Source organism: Arthrobacter sp. T2-23 (assembly GCF_055398325.1).
Genome location: NZ_AP027917.1, coordinates 2905901 through 2920667 on the forward strand (window position 1 = coordinate 2905901; position 14767 = coordinate 2920667).

The following is a 14767-nucleotide window of genomic DNA, read 5'->3' on the forward strand; positions in this document are numbered from 1 at the left end:
CCATGGTTCCCGCGGACATCCCCGCCGTCCACGCCCTGGAGCGCCGGCTGTTCCCGGTCGACGCCTGGCCCCTGCAGATGTTCGTCGACGAGCTGGCTCAGACCGACACGCGGCATTACCTCGTCGCCGAGGCCGCGGGCGCCATCGTGGGCTACGCCGGGCTGATGTGCATCGAACCCATCGCGGACGTCCAGACCATCGCCGTCGTGCCCGAACAGGAGGGCAAGGGCATCGGGTCGGCCCTGCTGACCGAGCTGATCCGCGAAAGCCGGAGCCGCCATGCCGCCGATGTGCTGCTGGAAGTGCGCGCCGACAACCCCCGGGCCCAACAGCTCTACCTGCGCTTCGGCTTCGAGCAGATCCACGTCCGGCCGCGCTATTACCGCGACGGCGTGGACGCGCTGATCATGCGCCTCCAACTGCACACACCTCCGAGCGAAACAGGCCGAGCATGAACCACATTCCGCACAGCTCCCAGCCGCTGGTGTTGGGGATCGAGTCCTCCTGCGACGAGACCGGCGTCGGCATTGTCCGCGGCACCCGGCTGCTGGCGAACACGGTCTCCTCCTCCATGGACGAGCATGTCCATTTTGGCGGCGTCATCCCCGAGATCGCCTCGCGCGCACACCTTGACGCGTTCGTCCCCACCCTCCGCGAGGCCCTCGCCGCGGCGGACGTAACGCTGGCGGACCTTGACGCCATCGCCGTGACCTCCGGCCCGGGGCTCGCCGGCGCGCTCATGGTGGGAGTCTGCGCGGCCAAGGCGCTCGCGGTCGCCACCGGCAAGCCGCTCTACGCGATCAACCACCTGGTGGCGCACGTCGGCGTCGGCCTGCTCGAGCCGGGCGACGGCGCCCCGGGCGTTTTTGCCGCGGACGGCGGGAACGCGTTGCCGGACAACCTCGGCGCGCTCCTGGTCTCCGGCGGGCACACCGAAATACTGCGGATCCGGAGCATCACCGACGACGTCGAACTCCTCGGTTCCACCATCGACGACGCCGCCGGCGAGGCCTACGACAAGGTGGCCCGGCTGCTGGGGCTGGGCTACCCGGGCGGGCCGGCCATCGACAAGCTGGCGCGCACGGGAAACGCGAAGGCCATCCGATTCCCGCGCGGCCTCACCCAGCCCAAGTACATGGGCACCGTCGAGGAACCCGGCCCGCACCGCTACGACTGGTCCTTCAGCGGCCTCAAAACCGCCGTCGCCCGCTGCGTCGAGCAGTTCGAGGCACGCGGCGCGGAGGTGCCGGTCGCGGACATCGCCGCCGCCTTCCAGGAAGCCGTGGTGGATGTGATCACGTCCAAGGCGGTGCTCGCCTGCCGCGAAAACGGCATTACCGAGCTGCTGCTGGGCGGGGGAGTGGCCGCGAACTCGCGGCTGCGCCAGCTGACGGAGCAGCGCTGCCGTGCCGCCGGGATCCGGCTGACCGTACCTCCGCTGGCCTTGTGCACCGACAACGGGGCAATGGTCGCCGCACTTGGCGCGCAACTGGTGATGGCCGGAACCGCACCGAGCGGGATCGGCTTCGCGCCGGACTCCTCGATGCCGGTCACCTCCGTGTCCGCCTAGCAGCAACGCTCAGGAACGCCTAGGAACAGGGATGCGGTGCCGGGAAGCTAGGCTTCGGGACCCTTGCGCATCTGCTTGACCAGGTCCAGCACGACGGCGCGCAGGTCGCCGCCGTGTTCGGCCGCGACGCGGCGCTGGCGCTGGTAGCCCGCGCCCCGTCGGATGATCTTCTCCACGTCGGCCAGTTCGGCACTGCAGCCGAGCTTGGCGGCGACGGGCTGCAGCCGGGTGAGCGTCTCGCGCAGGTGCTCGGTGACGAGCTGTTCGTTGCCGTCGGCGTCGAGGATGATGATCGCGTCCAGGCCGTAACGGGCCGCACGCCACTTGTTCTCCTGGACGTGCCAAGGCGGCATGGTCGGGATGGTGCCGCCGTTATCCAGAATGGTGGAGAACTCGTCCACGAGGCACTGGGTCAGGGCCGCGATCGCGCCGACCTCCTCAAGCGTGGCCAGGCCGTCGCAGATCCGCATCTCGATGGTGCCGAGGTTGGGCACCGGGCGGATGTCCCAGCGGATCTCGGAGAGGGTGTCGATGACGCCGGTGGTGAACATGTCCTGGACGTAGGCCTCGTATTCTTCCCAGCTCGCGAACTGGAACGGCAGGCCCGCCGTCGGCAGCTGCTGGAACATCAAGGCGCGCTGCGAGGCGTAGCCGGTGTCCTCGCCGCCCCAGAACGGGCTGGAGGCGGAGAGCGCCTGGAAGTGCGGGAAGTAGTTGACCAGGCCGTCGAGGACGGGAAGTACCTTGTCGCGGCTGTCCAGGCCCACGTGGACGTGCACCCCGTAGATGACCATCTGGCGGCCCCACCACTGGGTGCGGTCGATCAGCTTGGCGTACCGCTCCTTGTCCGTGACGGGCTGCAGCTGCGGCGGGCTGAAGGGGTGGCTGCCGGCGCAGAAGACCTCGACGCCCATGGGGTCGGTGACCTCGCGCAGTGCGGCGAGGGAACTGTCCAGGTCCGCCTTGGCTTCAGCAACGGTGGTGCAGATTCCGGTGACGAGTTCCACCGTGTTGAGCAGCAGTTCCTGTTTGATGTGGGGATGTTCGTCATCCTCGTTCAGCTCGGGATGGCGGTCGGCCACGCCCCGGAGCACCTCGCCGGCCACCGAGGCCAGCTCGCCGGTTTCGGCATCGACGAGCGCGAGCTCCCATTCCACACCAAGAGTTGATTGCCTGGATGAAGCGAAATCAATCTTCATGTGGTCCCTTTGCTGTTTTGTTGCCCGTTTTGACGCCAGCTGGTTTGCTGCCCGCAGCGGCATGCTGTGGCAAGGCAACGGTGGTTCAAGTCTAGTGCAGGGGTAGCATCGAGCCGGTGGCCAAGTTACAGCTGATACGTGAGAGTCTTCACAGGGGAAGCCGGTTGCCGGCAGTCGTGGCGCTCCTGACGGGGTTGGCGGTTGCTGCGGCGGGCTGCAGCGACCCGGGCACTTCGGGGCCGGGACAGTCCCCGGACCAGGGCTCCACTGCCGGGGCGCCGGCGCCGGACAACGCCGCGCACGGGACGCCGCGCCCGCTCGGCTGGGGTCCGGACCAGCGCGACACCGATGCCGCCGCCACCGCCGTGGCGGCCATGAGCCTGGAACAAAAGGCCGGGCAGGTGCTGCTGCCGTTCTTCCAGGGACTCGACGCCGAAGCCCACGCCCGGACGATTGAACGACTCCATCTCGCAGGTTCAATTGTCATGGGGGACCACGTCCCCACGGCCCCGGACGGGCAGGTGGACACTGCCGCCATGCGGGACGCCAACGGGCGCCTGCAGCGGGCGGCCCGGGCTGATGGCCGCGGCTGGCCGGGCATGATCGGAGTCGACCAGGAGGGCAGGGCGGTGGCACGGCTGCGTGCACCCCTCACCGAGTGGCCTGCCCCGATGAGCTACGGGGCCGCCGACAGCAAACCGCTGGCCTCCGACGCCGGCCGGGCCATCTCCGCGGAACTGGCCGGGCTCGGCTTCAACGTCGATTTCGCGCCGACCGCGGATGTCACCGCGGGTCCCGCCGATCCCACGATCGGCGCCCGTTCCATCTCCGGCAGCCCGGACATCGCCGCGGAAGTGGGCACCGCCTTCTCAGAGGGAATGCTCGACGCCGGCATGCTCCCGGCCGCCAAACACTTTCCCGGGCATGGGTCGGTGACCGTCAACTCGCACGAGGCGATGCCGGTGCAAGGGGCGAGCCTGGACCAATTGCGGGCCAAGGACCTGAAACCCTTCCAGGCTGCCATCGACGCCGGCCTGCCAATGGTCATGACCGGGCACATTGCCGTGCCCGCACTGCAGCCGGGCGTCCCCGCCTCGGTCTCGCCGGCCTCCTACGCCGAGCTGCGCCGGATGGGCTTCGAAGGCGTCGCGGTGACCGATGCCATGAACATGGGTGCGATCACGCAGCAGTTCCCGAACGACTCCGCCGCCCCGCTGGCCCTCGCCGCCGGAGCGGACCTGGTGCTGATGCCGGCGTCCGTCGAGACGGCCCACGCCGCGATCGTGAACGCGGTCCGGAACGGTTCACTGCCGGCCGCGCGCCTGGACGAGGCGGCGCGGCGGGTGGCCACGATGCAGCTCTGGCGCGGCCGCAGCCACGCGCCGCAGGTCATTCCGCCGGGCAGCGGCTCGGCACTGTCGGAGAGGGTCTCCCAGGAAGCCATTACCGTCCTTGCCGGGCCGTGCGACGGCCCGATGGTTCCGGCCAGCGTCCGGGTCAGCGGCGGATCCGAGCAGGACCGCGGCCGTTTCGCGGCGGCGGCCAGGCAGGCCGGCATCGGCGTCGGCGCCGGACCGGTGGTGGCGCTGATCGGCTACGGCGGAGCCCCGGCGACAGCGGATGTGGCCGTCTCGCTCGACGCCCCGTGGCCGCTGGAGAAATCCGCCGCGCCCGCAAAGATCGCGCTCTACGGCCGGAGCCAGGAGGCCTTCGACGCGCTGCTGGAGGTGCTCGCCGGCAAAGCGACCGCCCCCGGGAAGCTGCCGGTCGCCGTCGGGCCGCAGGGACCGGGCTCCGGCTGCCGCTGAACCGGTGCGGTGGCGTTTAATGGTGCTGTGCCCATCCTGAATAAAGACATGACCCTGTGCATCTCGCTCTCGGCCCGGCCGAGCAACAACGGGACCCGCTTCCACAACCACCTGTACGAACAGCTGGGCCTGAACTGGATCTACAAGGCCTTCGCCCCCACCGACCTGGCCCAGGCTATCGCCGGCGTGCGCGGCCTCGGCATCCGCGGCTGTGCGGTGTCGATGCCGTACAAGGAGGACGTGATCGACCTCGTGGACGTCATGGACCCGTCCGCGAAAGCCATCGATTCGGTCAACACGATCGTCAACGACGGCGGAACGCTCACGGCCTACAACACCGACTACACGGCGATCGAGCAGCTGCTGCGGCGCAACGCCGTCCCCACGGACTACTCCGTGTGGCTGCTGGGCGCCGGCGGCATGGCGAAGGCAACCGCGGCGGCCCTGCGCGACGCCGGCTTCCGGAACGTCACCGTGATCGCACGCAAAGAGGAGGCCGGAAGGGCGCTCGCCGGGCTCTACGGGTTCGCCTGGCGGGCCGACGTCGATCCCTCCGGCACTGCCGACATGCTGATCAACGTGACCCCGATCGGCATGGCGGGCGGCCCGGATTCCGAGGCGCTGCCTTTCCCGCGGGAGGCGATCGACGCCGCGAAGGTGGTCTTCGACGTCGTCGCGCTGCCCGCCGAGACGCCGCTGGTCAAGGCCGCCCGGGCCGCGGGCAAGCAGGTGATCACCGGCGCCGAGGTCGCCACGATCCAGGCCCTGGAGCAGTTCGTGCTCTACACCGGCATCCGGCCAGGCGACGAACAGGTCCGGGCAGCCGAGGAGTTCATGCGGGCCCAGTAGCGCCGCCCGCCAAGCCCTAGACCGGCTCCACCGAAATGGCCACCCGCTCCTCGCCGATCCTGGTCAGGACCAGGGTGGCCGTCTTGTTGGCGCCGTTCCTGGCGCTCCTGCCGCCGGGCAGAATCTGTTTGCGCAGTTCCTCCGGCGTGACCGAGGTGCCGCGCTTCTTGATGTCCAGGACGCCGATTCCGTTGTCCCTGACCCAGGACTTGAGCGCCTTGACGTTGAACGGCATCACCTCAAGGACCTTGTAGGCCCTGGCGAAAGGGGTGTCGGTCAGGTCCGGGGCGCAAATGTAGGCGATGTGTTCGTCCAGCAGGTGGCCGCCGACTTGGAGCGCGACGTCGGCGACCAGACCCGCACGGATCACGGCGCCGTCCGGCTCGTAGAGGTAGCCCTCCACCGCGCCCACCGGGGCGACCGGTCCGGCGTCGAACTCCTCGGAGCTGGTGAGTTCCGCGGCGCCCTGCGGCCCCAGGACCAGGGCGGCGCGGCGGATTCCGGGCCGGCGGACCGCGTTGAACCAGAGGGTCACCTCGGTGACGTCGCCGCCCACCGAGACCCACTGCGCCTCGCAGCCCGCCGGAACCGACGCATGCGGCATGCCCGGGCCCATCTTGACGCCGACGGCCCGGCCGGTCGCGGCCAGGGACTCCACAAAGGACAGTGGCGGGGAGAAGTCTTCCGGGTCCCAGAGCCGTTTCGTTCCGGAGCTGGACGTGGTGCGGCGGGCCGGGTCGAGCCAGACGCCGTCGATCCCGTCGAGCGGCACGGCGACGGCGTCGGCGTGGACCACGGTGGCGTTCCGGAACGGGATCAGGTTCATGGTGGCGCAGGCGGCCGTGGTCTCGTCGAGTTCCACGGCGGTGACCCGGATGTCCAGCGAGGCCAGCGCCATGGCGTCCGCACCCAGTCCGCAGCCCAGGTCCGCCACGTGCGCAATCCCGGCCTCGGCGAACCGCTGCGCATGCCGTGCCGCGACGTTGAGCCGAGTGGCCTGCTCCAGCCCGGCCCGGGTGAAAATCATCTGCCGGGCGAATTCGCCAAACTTGGACTCCGCCTTGGTCCGCAGGCGGGACTGCGTGAGTGCCGCCGAGACCAGCTCGGGGGAATGGCCGGCCTTCCGGAGCGAGGCGTTGAGCCGGAAGGCCTCCTCCTCGCGGTACGGGCCCAGCGAGGCCAGCAGCTCCCAGCCCTCCGGATTGAGAAGCGGGGCGATCTGGTCCTGCGTAGTCTCAGCCATGCAATCAAGCGTAGTTCAGGCGCGGGAGGCCCGGCGCGACCGATAGGCTGGACGGCATGGACGACAGGGACACAGAGGACTTCGGCGCGGCAGGCACCCGGGAGCAGGGGGACGGGGAGAATCCGGGCCGGCGGGGGCTGGTCCGTTTCGCCCGGCCCGCGCTGATTGCGGGCAGTGTGGTGGCCGTCGTCTGCGTGGCGCTGCTGGTGATCATCTTCGCCCTCGACTCCTTCAACGCCACCGTGTATTCCGTTGGCGGCAAGGACGTCACCGATGCCACCGACGAGGCGCGGGCCATCCGCGACACCTATGCCGCCGCCCGGGTGGGAAGCATCATCTTCCTGGTCCTCGGCGCACTGGCTGCCCTCGCCGGCGGCTTTGTGCTCTACCGCGAACGGAACACCTCCGCGCAGGTCGACGAGGACGACGACGGCCAGGACTGGGACTACGAGGACCTCGCGGGGGAGTAGGCCGCCCGGGGTTGGCCTGCTTGGGCGGGTGGGCCCGCATGGGGGGCTTTGCCCGCTTGGCCCGCTGGAACTTTGGGCATTGGCGTGTTTAGCCCGCTGGGATGTAGGGGATTGGCGTGGCCTGGCGCGGCGCCGGTTGGGTCCACCCACTCCGGACATGCCCGTTCCTCGCGGCCAACACTGGACATATTGCGTGTATGTCCATCGGTGGCGGCCAGCAACGGACCTGCCCATCGCTCCCGAACGGAATGTCCATCGCACCGGACCAGCAATGAGCATGCCCAGCGCTCAGCACCAACAATGGACACGAGCTCCGCGCCCTGGGCGGCATGTCCGTCCGCCAAGCCGCCGGATGGGCATGTCTCGCCCGATCTTCACCCGGGACGAATTTCTGGCACTCGCCTTGACCGAGTGCTAACTCCTTACATAGAGTCGTCATTAGCACTCTCCCTAGGCGGGTGCTAACACATGAAGCACGCTCCGCCAAGCTACTGCCGGCACCGCGACGACGGTCTGTACGCCATGGCATCACCGCTTCATAGTCCACGAATTTGCTGACGAAAAGGAGAGGTCCGAGTGTCGGTCTCTATTAAGCCTCTTGAGGATCGTATTGTTGTCCGCCCGCTCGAAGCCGAGCAGACCACGGCTTCCGGCCTGGTTATTCCGGACTCCGCACAGGAGAAGCCGCAGGAAGGCGAAGTTGTTGCAGTAGGCCCCGGCCGCTTTGACGACAACGGCAACCGCGTTCCCGTCGACGTCGCCGTCGGCGACGTTGTCATCTACTCCAAGTACGGCGGAACCGAAGTTAAGACCGGCGGCGTCGAGTACCTCGTGCTGTCCGCCCGCGACGTTCTGGCGATCGTCGTAAAGTAACTCTCTTGGACCCCCGCGCCGCCGCTCCTTCGCTTTGAACGGAACGGCTGCGCGGGGTTCTGTCTTGAAAGGACAAAACCATGGCAAAGCAGCTTGCGTTTAACGACGCTGCCCGCCGGTCGCTTGAAGCCGGCATCGATAAGCTCGCCAACACGGTCAAGGTGACGCTCGGCCCGCGCGGCCGCAACGTCGTGCTGGACAAGAAGTGGGGCGCCCCCACGATCACCAACGACGGCGTCACCATCGCCCGTGAAGTCGAACTGGACGACCCGTACGAAAACCTTGGCGCACAGCTTGCCAAGGAGGTCGCCACCAAGACCAACGATGTCGCCGGCGACGGCACCACCACCGCCACCGTGCTCGCCCAGGCCCTGGTCAAGGAAGGCCTGCGCAACGTTGCGGCCGGCGCCGCCCCGGGACAGATCAAGCGCGGCATCGAGGTCTCTGTCGAGGCCGTCGCCGCCCGCCTGCTTGAGAACGCCCGCCCGGTCGAGGGCACCCAGGTGGCCAACGTGGCCGCGATCTCCGCACAGAGCGACGAGGTCGGCGAGCTCCTGGCCGAGGCCTTCGGCAAGGTCGGCAAGGATGGTGTGATCACCATCGAGGAGTCCTCCACTACGCAGACCGAGCTGGTCCTCACCGAGGGCATGCAGTTCGACAAGGGCTACCTGTCCCCGTACTTCGTCACCGACGCGGAACGCCAGGAAGCAGTCCTCGAGGACGCCCTCATCCTGATCAACCAGGGCAAGATCTCCTCGGTCCAGGAATTCCTGCCGCTGCTGGAGAAGGCGCTGCAGAGCTCCAAGCCGCTCTTCATCATCGCCGAGGACGTTGACGGCGAGGCACTCTCCACGCTGATCGTCAACCGCATCCGCGGCACCCTGAACGTCGTCGCCGTCAAGGCGCCGGGCTTCGGTGACCGCCGCAAGGCAATGCTGCAGGACATCGCGACCCTCACCGGCGCGCAGGTCGTCTCCCCGGAACTGGGCCTCAGCCTGGACACCGTGGGCCTTGAGGTGCTGGGCACCGCGCGCCGCATCACCGTGACGAAGGACAACACCACCATCGTCGACGGCGCCGGCTCCGCCGAGGACGTCGCGGCCCGGGTCGCCCAGCTGCGCGCCGAGCTGACCCGCACCGACTCCGACTGGGACAAGGAAAAGCTGCAGGAACGCCTGGCCAAGCTGGCCGGCGGCATCGGCGTGATCAAGGTCGGCGCTGCCACCGAGGTCGAGCTGAAGGAAAAGAAGCATCGCATCGAGGACGCCGTGTCCTCCACCCGCGCTGCCCTCGAAGAAGGCATCGTGGCCGGCGGCGGTTCCGCCCTCATCCACGCCCTCAAGGCGCTCGACGAGGATCCGGCCGTCCAGGCGCTCGACGGCGACGCGGCAGCCGCCGTGGGCATCGTCCGCCGCGCGCTGACCCAGCCGCTGCGCTGGATCGCGCAGAACGCCGGCTTCGACGGCTATGTCGTCGTTGCCAAGGTCGCCGAAGCCGCCGTCAACCAGGGCTTCAACGCCAAGACCGGCGAGTACGAGGACCTGATCGCCGCCGGCGTGATCGACCCCGTCAAGGTGACGCGTGCGGCCCTCCGCAACGCGGCCTCCATCGCCGCGCTGGTTCTCACCACCGAAACCCTCGTGGTGGAGAAGCCGGCCGACGAGGACGAACACGCCGGACACCAGCACTAAGCGTCCTTAGGGCACAGTGCAACAAAGGGACCGGACCAGCGTGAGCTGGTCCGGTCCTTTCCGTTGGCCCGTTGGCCCGGCCGGTCAGCGCCGGGGCGCCTGCGACTTCCGCCGCAGCCGCGGTGCGGCGTCGCGTGGCAGGCGCTTGGTGATGACCCGGTAGAACAGCAGCACCGCCACGGCCGACACGACGATCCCAACCAGGTTCAGCAGAAGCTGCAACGCGGACCCCGCAGCCTTCTGGTACTCACCCAGCACCAGCGCCACCGCGACATATCCGGCTGCCGGGACCGTGGTGACGGAGATGAAGACGCCGATCAGGGCCGCCGACCGCCGGCCGATCACGGACAACATACCGGCAGTTCCGGCCAGCAGGGCCACAATCAGGGAATACGGCCCCGGGTGGTAGATGAACTCCACCGCCGAGCCGCGGTCCAGCGCGTCGGCGGGAAAGAGCCCCAGCGGGACGGAGAGCCAGGCCGTCAGGGCCGCAGCGAGCATGGCAACCGGGAAGCCGACCCCGAGCGCCAGCGCCGCCCCGCGTCCCAGCCGCCACTGGCGACGCACCAGCGCCACGGCCAGCGCGGCGAGCGGCCCGAACTCGGGACCCACGGCCATGGCGCCCACGATGGCGATGGTCGAGTCGGTGACGATCCCGATAGCGGCCAGCTGGGTGGCCAGGACGAGGAATGCCAGATAGCTCCACGTCAGCCTGGAGTCCTCCCCGGTCTGCCGGGACACCTCATCCCAGATCATGGCGTCCGCGCCCTCGCCGGGGGCCGCCGCCACCGCCTCGTCCGCGCGGTCGGAGAGCAACAACTCGGGAGTGGTCACCGAGATGGAGCCGACCTCCTGGACGTTCAGGGCGTGCAGCCGTTCGATCAGCGCCTCGACGGATTCGCGCGCGATAAAGACCAGGATGACGTCTCCCGGCGGCAGCACCGAAGCGCCCGGGTGCAGCGCCACCTCCGCCACACCGAGCCCGTCCGAACAGCAGTCCACCACGGCACCGGAAAGACGCTCCGGGACACATATCCGTAACTGCACAATCACTCGCTGCCTCCTTCGACTCGTTACAGACTAGGGCCTGCCGCTGAGTCGGCGCCCCTACTGGACCTCCCGGCGATTGGCGCAAAAAATTACGGTTCGGTAACATCGATGTTTTTGGAACCGCGCCTGAGGGGTCAGAAGTGTCGAACGAGCAAGCGGCAGCCAGCCCGTCGCCGGCGCCCGCGTCTGCGGGGTCGCCGGCGCGCCGCAAATCGGGCTACCGGCCCGAGGTGCAGGGCTTGCGTGCGCTCGCCGTCCTGATGGTGGTGACCTACCACGTGTGGCTGGGCCGCGTCTCCGGCGGGGTAGACATCTTCCTGCTGATCTCGGCCTTCCTGATGACCCTGAGCTTCGCCCGGAAGGTGGGGAGTGGGAAGCCGCTTCGCCTGCTGAGCCACTGGCTGCACCTGCTCAAGCGGCTGCTGCCCGCCGTCGTCGTGGTGGTGCTCGGGGTATTGATCGGCACCCGGGCCATCCTGCCGGCAAGCCGCTGGCCCGATATCCTCGACCAGGCCTGGGCATCCCTGCTGTACCGGCAGAACTGGCTGCTTGCCGACACCGCCGTCGACTACTATGCCCAGGACCACTCCGGTGCCAGCCCGCTGCAGCACTTCTGGTCCCTGTCCATCCAGGGCCAGGTCTTCCTGCTCTGGCCGCTGGTCTTCGCCGGGGCCGCCCTGCTGCACCGCGTTCTGCAGCGGGCGCTGCGCCGCTGGACGAACCTAAGCGGGCGGGTGGCGAACTACCGGCTGATCCTTGCCCTGGCATTCGGGGCCATCTTCGCCGCCTCGCTGGCCTACTCGATCGACCAGACCGCCAGCAACCAGGGCTATGCCTACTTTGACACCCGCACCCGGCTCTGGGAGTTCGCCCTCGGCTCGCTGCTCGCCCTGGCGCTGCCGCACCTGAAACCGGGCAAGGCGCTGCGCGTGCTACTCGGCTGGGCGGGCCTGGCCGCGATGCTCTCCTGCGGGCTGCTGCTGACCGTGGACCGGTCCTTCCCCGGCTTCATCGCGCTGTGGCCCACGCTGGCCGCCGCAGCCATCATTGTGGCCGGGCAGAGCGGCAGCCGCTTCGGCGTCGACCGGCTCCTGACCTGGCGTCCGCTGGTTGCCCTCGGCGACAACTCCTACGCCCTCTACCTCTGGCACTGGCCGCTGCTGGTGCTGGCGCTGGCCGGGATGGGCCTCAGCGCGCCGAACCTGGTGCAGGGCCTCGCGATTGTCGCCGCCTCCGTGGTGCTGGCCGTCCTCACCACCCGCTTTGTCGAGAAGCCGCTGCGCGACTGGCACTGGCCGCAGCGCCGGGCCTGGCGCACCGCCGTCGTCATCGCCGCCTGCGGCGCCCTGCTGGCCGGCCCGGTGACCGTATGGCAGAGCCAGCTGATGGCCGACGAGGCCGCCGCGGCTGCCCAGCCCCGGGACTTGACCCCCGGCGCGGCCGCGCTGGCGCCGGAGAACGCCGGCAAGCCGACACCGGCCGCCAAAATCATTCCCGGCCCGGCCGCCCTGAAGAACGAGTGGGCCGATATCGACGGGCTCTGCACCGACGCGAACATGCCCAGCGACCCGTTGCTCTCGGGCTGCCTGCAGAACAGTAAGCCGGACAAGGTGACCAAGCGGATCGTCGTGCTCGGCGATTCGCACGCCCAGCAGTACATGGCCGCGCTGGGCCCCATCGCCAAGAGCCACGGCTGGGAAGTCGTCACCCTGCTCAAGGGCAACTGCCGCTTCGGCGGGGAATCGCCCGAGCGCGACGCCGACTGCAACGCCTTCAACAAGGCCAGCACCCAGTACGTCCTGGAACACAAGCCGGACGCCGTCTTCACAGTCGCCTCGCTCACGCACAAGGACGCCCCGTACGAGACCGAGGTCCCGCAGTACCTTGAGGGCATCAGGCCGTTCACCGACGCCGGGATGGAGGTGGTGGGCGTGCGCGACAACCCCCGGTTCACCATGAACATGCCCGAGTGCGTGCAGAAGAAGGGCACCGATGCCGCGGCCTGCAACGTTCCGCTGCAGGAGTCGCTGGCCGACTCCTCGCCGCTGGACGCCTACCGGGGCAAGGTCGCAGGGCTGCACCTGATGGACATGAGCGACTTCATCTGCGCCGACGGGACCTGCCCCGCCGTCGTCGGGAACGTCTACGTCTACAAGGACGACAACCACCTCACCAAGACGTACGTGCAAAGCATGATCCCGATGTTTGAGCAGCGGTTGCTCGCCGCCACCGGCTGGAAGTGACGCGCGCGGCGCCGCCCGCGGGATGCCGTTGCTCACATTCGCGGCCCGGAATATGGGGATTGCCGCCAAGGTTCTAGTATTTACACAACACTTCTGCACAGGCCACGCCCGTAATGACGGGCTGGTCATCTGCTGCAACCCCTACCCGTGAACCCAGAAACCCAAGGTAAGAGGCGCACTCATGACCCAGCCAGAACACGACCCTTTTGGCTTCGTTGGCCTGACCTACGACGACGTCCTGCTGCTGCCGGGACACACCAACGTCATCCCCTCCGAAGCTGACACCTCCTCGCGGATCTCCAAGCGCATCACCGTGAACACCCCGCTGCTGTCCGCCGCGATGGACACGGTCACCGAGTCCCGGATGGCCATCGCCATGGCCCGCCAGGGCGGCCTAGGCGTCGTGCACCGCAACCTGTCAATCGCCGACCAGGCCGACCAGGTGGACCGGGTGAAGCGCAGCGAGTCCGGCATGATCACCAACCCGCTCACCATCGGCCCCGAGGCCACCCTCGCCGAGCTGGATGAGATCTGCTCGCACTACCGGGTCTCCGGGCTGCCGGTCGTGGATGAGGGCATGCGGCTGCTCGGCATCGTCACCAACCGCGACACCCGTTTTGTGCCGGAATCCGACTTCCCGATCCGCCTGGTCAGCGACGTCATGACCAAGATGCCGCTGGTCACCGGACACGTCGGCATCAGCCGCGAAGAAGCCTCGCACAAGCTCGCCACCAACAAGATCGAGAAGCTCCCGCTGGTCGACGAGCAGGGCCGGCTCAAGGGACTCATCACCACCAAGGACTTCACCAAGGCCGAGCAGTACCCGCTGGCCACCAAGGACGAGGAGGGCCGGCTGCGCGTGGGTGCGGCCATCGGCTTCTTCGGTGACGGCTGGGAGCGGGCCATGGCCCTGATCGACGCCGGCGTGGACGCCCTCTTCGTCGACACCGCCAACGGCCACTCGCAGGGCGTGCTGGACATGATCCGGCGGCTGAAGTCCGATCCGGTCGCCGCCCACGTGGACATCATCGGCGGCCAGGCCGCCACCCGCGAGGGTGCCCAGGCCCTGATCGACGCGGGCGCAGACGGCATCAAGGTGGGCGTGGGTCCGGGATCCATCTGCACCACCCGCGTGGTGGCCGGCGTCGGCGTCCCGCAGATCACCGCCATCTACGAGTCCGCGAAGGCGGCCATCCCGGCCGGTGTGCCGCTGATCGCCGACGGCGGGCTGCAGTACTCCGGCGACATCGGCAAGGCCCTCGTGGCCGGGGCCGACACCGTCATGCTCGGCTCCCTGCTGGCCGGCTGTGACGAGTCCCCGGGGGACCTGATCTTCGTCAACGGCAAGCAGTTCAAGAGCTACCGCGGGATGGGCTCGCTCGGGGCCATGCAGACCCGCGGCAAGAACACCTCCTACTCCAAGGACCGCTACTTCCAGGCCGACGTCTCCGGCGACGACAAGCTCATCCCGGAAGGCATCGAAGGGCGCGTGGCCTACCGCGGCCCGCTGTCCTCGGTGGCCTACCAGCTGGTCGGCGGCCTCCGCCAGACCATGTTCTACACCGGCGCGCCGACCGTCGCCGAGCTCAAGGCCCGCGGCAAGTTCGTCCGGATCACCCCGGCCGGGCTGAAGGAATCACACCCGCACGACATCCAGATGACGGTGGAGGCACCGAACTACGGTTCGCGCTAATCCCCACCCGCCCCCTAACCACGCAAGCTCGGTCAGGGAACCCGGCGGGAGTGGCCCCACCCGGCGCCTCCCACCCCG

At 68.8% G+C, this 14767-nt stretch carries 12 protein-coding genes; 9 read left to right on the forward strand and 3 right to left on the reverse strand.

The window, feature by feature from the left end; translation table 11 throughout:
* The first annotated feature begins 2 nt into the window (after nucleotides 1-2).
* Both rimI and tsaD read left to right on the forward strand, forming a co-directional pair.
* Nucleotides 3-455 carry a ribosomal protein S18-alanine N-acetyltransferase gene (gene rimI, locus ACZ5Z0_RS13600; RefSeq protein WP_464110789.1) on the forward strand — a complete coding sequence of 151 codons (453 nt, stop codon included), beginning with the start codon at nucleotides 3-5 and terminating at the stop codon, nucleotides 453-455.
* Nucleotides 452-1570: a tRNA (adenosine(37)-N6)-threonylcarbamoyltransferase complex transferase subunit TsaD gene (gene tsaD / locus ACZ5Z0_RS13605; protein ID WP_464108877.1), complete on the forward strand. Its 1119-nt coding sequence runs from the start codon at nucleotides 452-454 to the stop codon at nucleotides 1568-1570. The genes rimI and tsaD overlap by 4 nt, the downstream gene beginning before the upstream one ends.
* 47 nt (nucleotides 1571-1617) lie before the next feature.
* On the opposite strand, the gene ACZ5Z0_RS13610 is transcribed toward tsaD, so the two are convergent.
* Nucleotides 1618-2769 carry a glutamate--cysteine ligase gene (locus ACZ5Z0_RS13610; RefSeq protein WP_464108878.1) on the reverse strand — a complete coding sequence of 384 codons (1152 nt, stop codon included), beginning with the start codon at nucleotides 2767-2769 and terminating at the stop codon, nucleotides 1618-1620.
* 176 nt (nucleotides 2770-2945) lie between these two features.
* On the opposite strand from ACZ5Z0_RS13610, the gene ACZ5Z0_RS13615 reads away from it, so the two are divergent.
* Together ACZ5Z0_RS13615 and ACZ5Z0_RS13620 are read left to right on the forward strand one after the other, a co-directional pair.
* Nucleotides 2946-4577, forward strand: a complete 1632-nt coding sequence (locus ACZ5Z0_RS13615) for a glycoside hydrolase family 3 protein (protein WP_464108879.1) — start codon at nucleotides 2946-2948, stop codon at nucleotides 4575-4577.
* Nucleotides 4578-4625: 48 nt separating this feature from the next.
* Entirely contained in the window at nucleotides 4626-5426 is an 801-nt protein-coding gene (locus ACZ5Z0_RS13620) for a shikimate 5-dehydrogenase (protein WP_464110790.1), read from the forward strand.
* 16 nt (nucleotides 5427-5442) lie between these two features.
* Here ACZ5Z0_RS13620 and ACZ5Z0_RS13625 read toward each other — a convergent pair whose 3' ends face one another.
* Complete coding sequence (locus ACZ5Z0_RS13625; RefSeq protein ID WP_464108880.1) at nucleotides 5443-6669, reverse strand: class I SAM-dependent methyltransferase; 1227 nt, start codon at nucleotides 6667-6669, stop codon at nucleotides 5443-5445.
* Between the two features lie 56 nt (nucleotides 6670-6725).
* Here ACZ5Z0_RS13625 and ACZ5Z0_RS13630 point away from each other — a divergent pair, with 56 nt between their 5' ends.
* The 3 genes from ACZ5Z0_RS13630 to groL all read left to right on the forward strand — a co-directional run bounded on the left by ACZ5Z0_RS13630 (nucleotide 6726) and on the right by groL (nucleotide 9703).
* The gene (locus ACZ5Z0_RS13630) at nucleotides 6726-7139 is read left to right on the forward strand and encodes a hypothetical protein (protein ID WP_464108881.1); all 414 of its coding nucleotides are present in this window, start codon (nucleotides 6726-6728) and stop codon (nucleotides 7137-7139) included.
* A 576-nt stretch (nucleotides 7140-7715) separates the two neighbouring features.
* On the forward strand, nucleotides 7716-8012 hold the full coding sequence (gene groES, locus ACZ5Z0_RS13635) for a co-chaperone GroES (RefSeq protein ID WP_056737866.1): 297 nt from the start codon (nucleotides 7716-7718) through the stop codon (nucleotides 8010-8012).
* A gap of 80 nt (nucleotides 8013-8092) precedes the next feature.
* Nucleotides 8093-9703: a chaperonin GroEL gene (groL, locus tag ACZ5Z0_RS13640; protein ID WP_464108882.1), complete on the forward strand. Its 1611-nt coding sequence runs from the start codon at nucleotides 8093-8095 to the stop codon at nucleotides 9701-9703.
* An 84-nt stretch (nucleotides 9704-9787) separates the two neighbouring features.
* On the opposite strand, the gene ACZ5Z0_RS13645 is transcribed toward groL, so the two are convergent.
* Nucleotides 9788-10756 (reverse strand): DUF389 domain-containing protein, encoded by a 969-nt coding sequence (locus ACZ5Z0_RS13645; protein WP_464108883.1) that lies wholly within the window; start codon nucleotides 10754-10756, stop codon nucleotides 9788-9790.
* Between the two features lie 137 nt (nucleotides 10757-10893).
* Here ACZ5Z0_RS13645 and ACZ5Z0_RS13650 point away from each other — a divergent pair, with 137 nt between their 5' ends.
* Nucleotides 10894-12996, forward strand: a complete 2103-nt coding sequence (locus ACZ5Z0_RS13650; protein WP_464108884.1) for an acyltransferase family protein — start codon at nucleotides 10894-10896, stop codon at nucleotides 12994-12996.
* 181 nt (nucleotides 12997-13177) lie between these two features.
* Nucleotides 13178-14689, forward strand: coding sequence for an IMP dehydrogenase (gene guaB, locus ACZ5Z0_RS13655; RefSeq protein ID WP_464108885.1), 1512 nt, complete (start codon nucleotides 13178-13180; stop codon nucleotides 14687-14689).
* The last annotated feature ends 78 nt before the right edge of the window (nucleotides 14690-14767 follow it).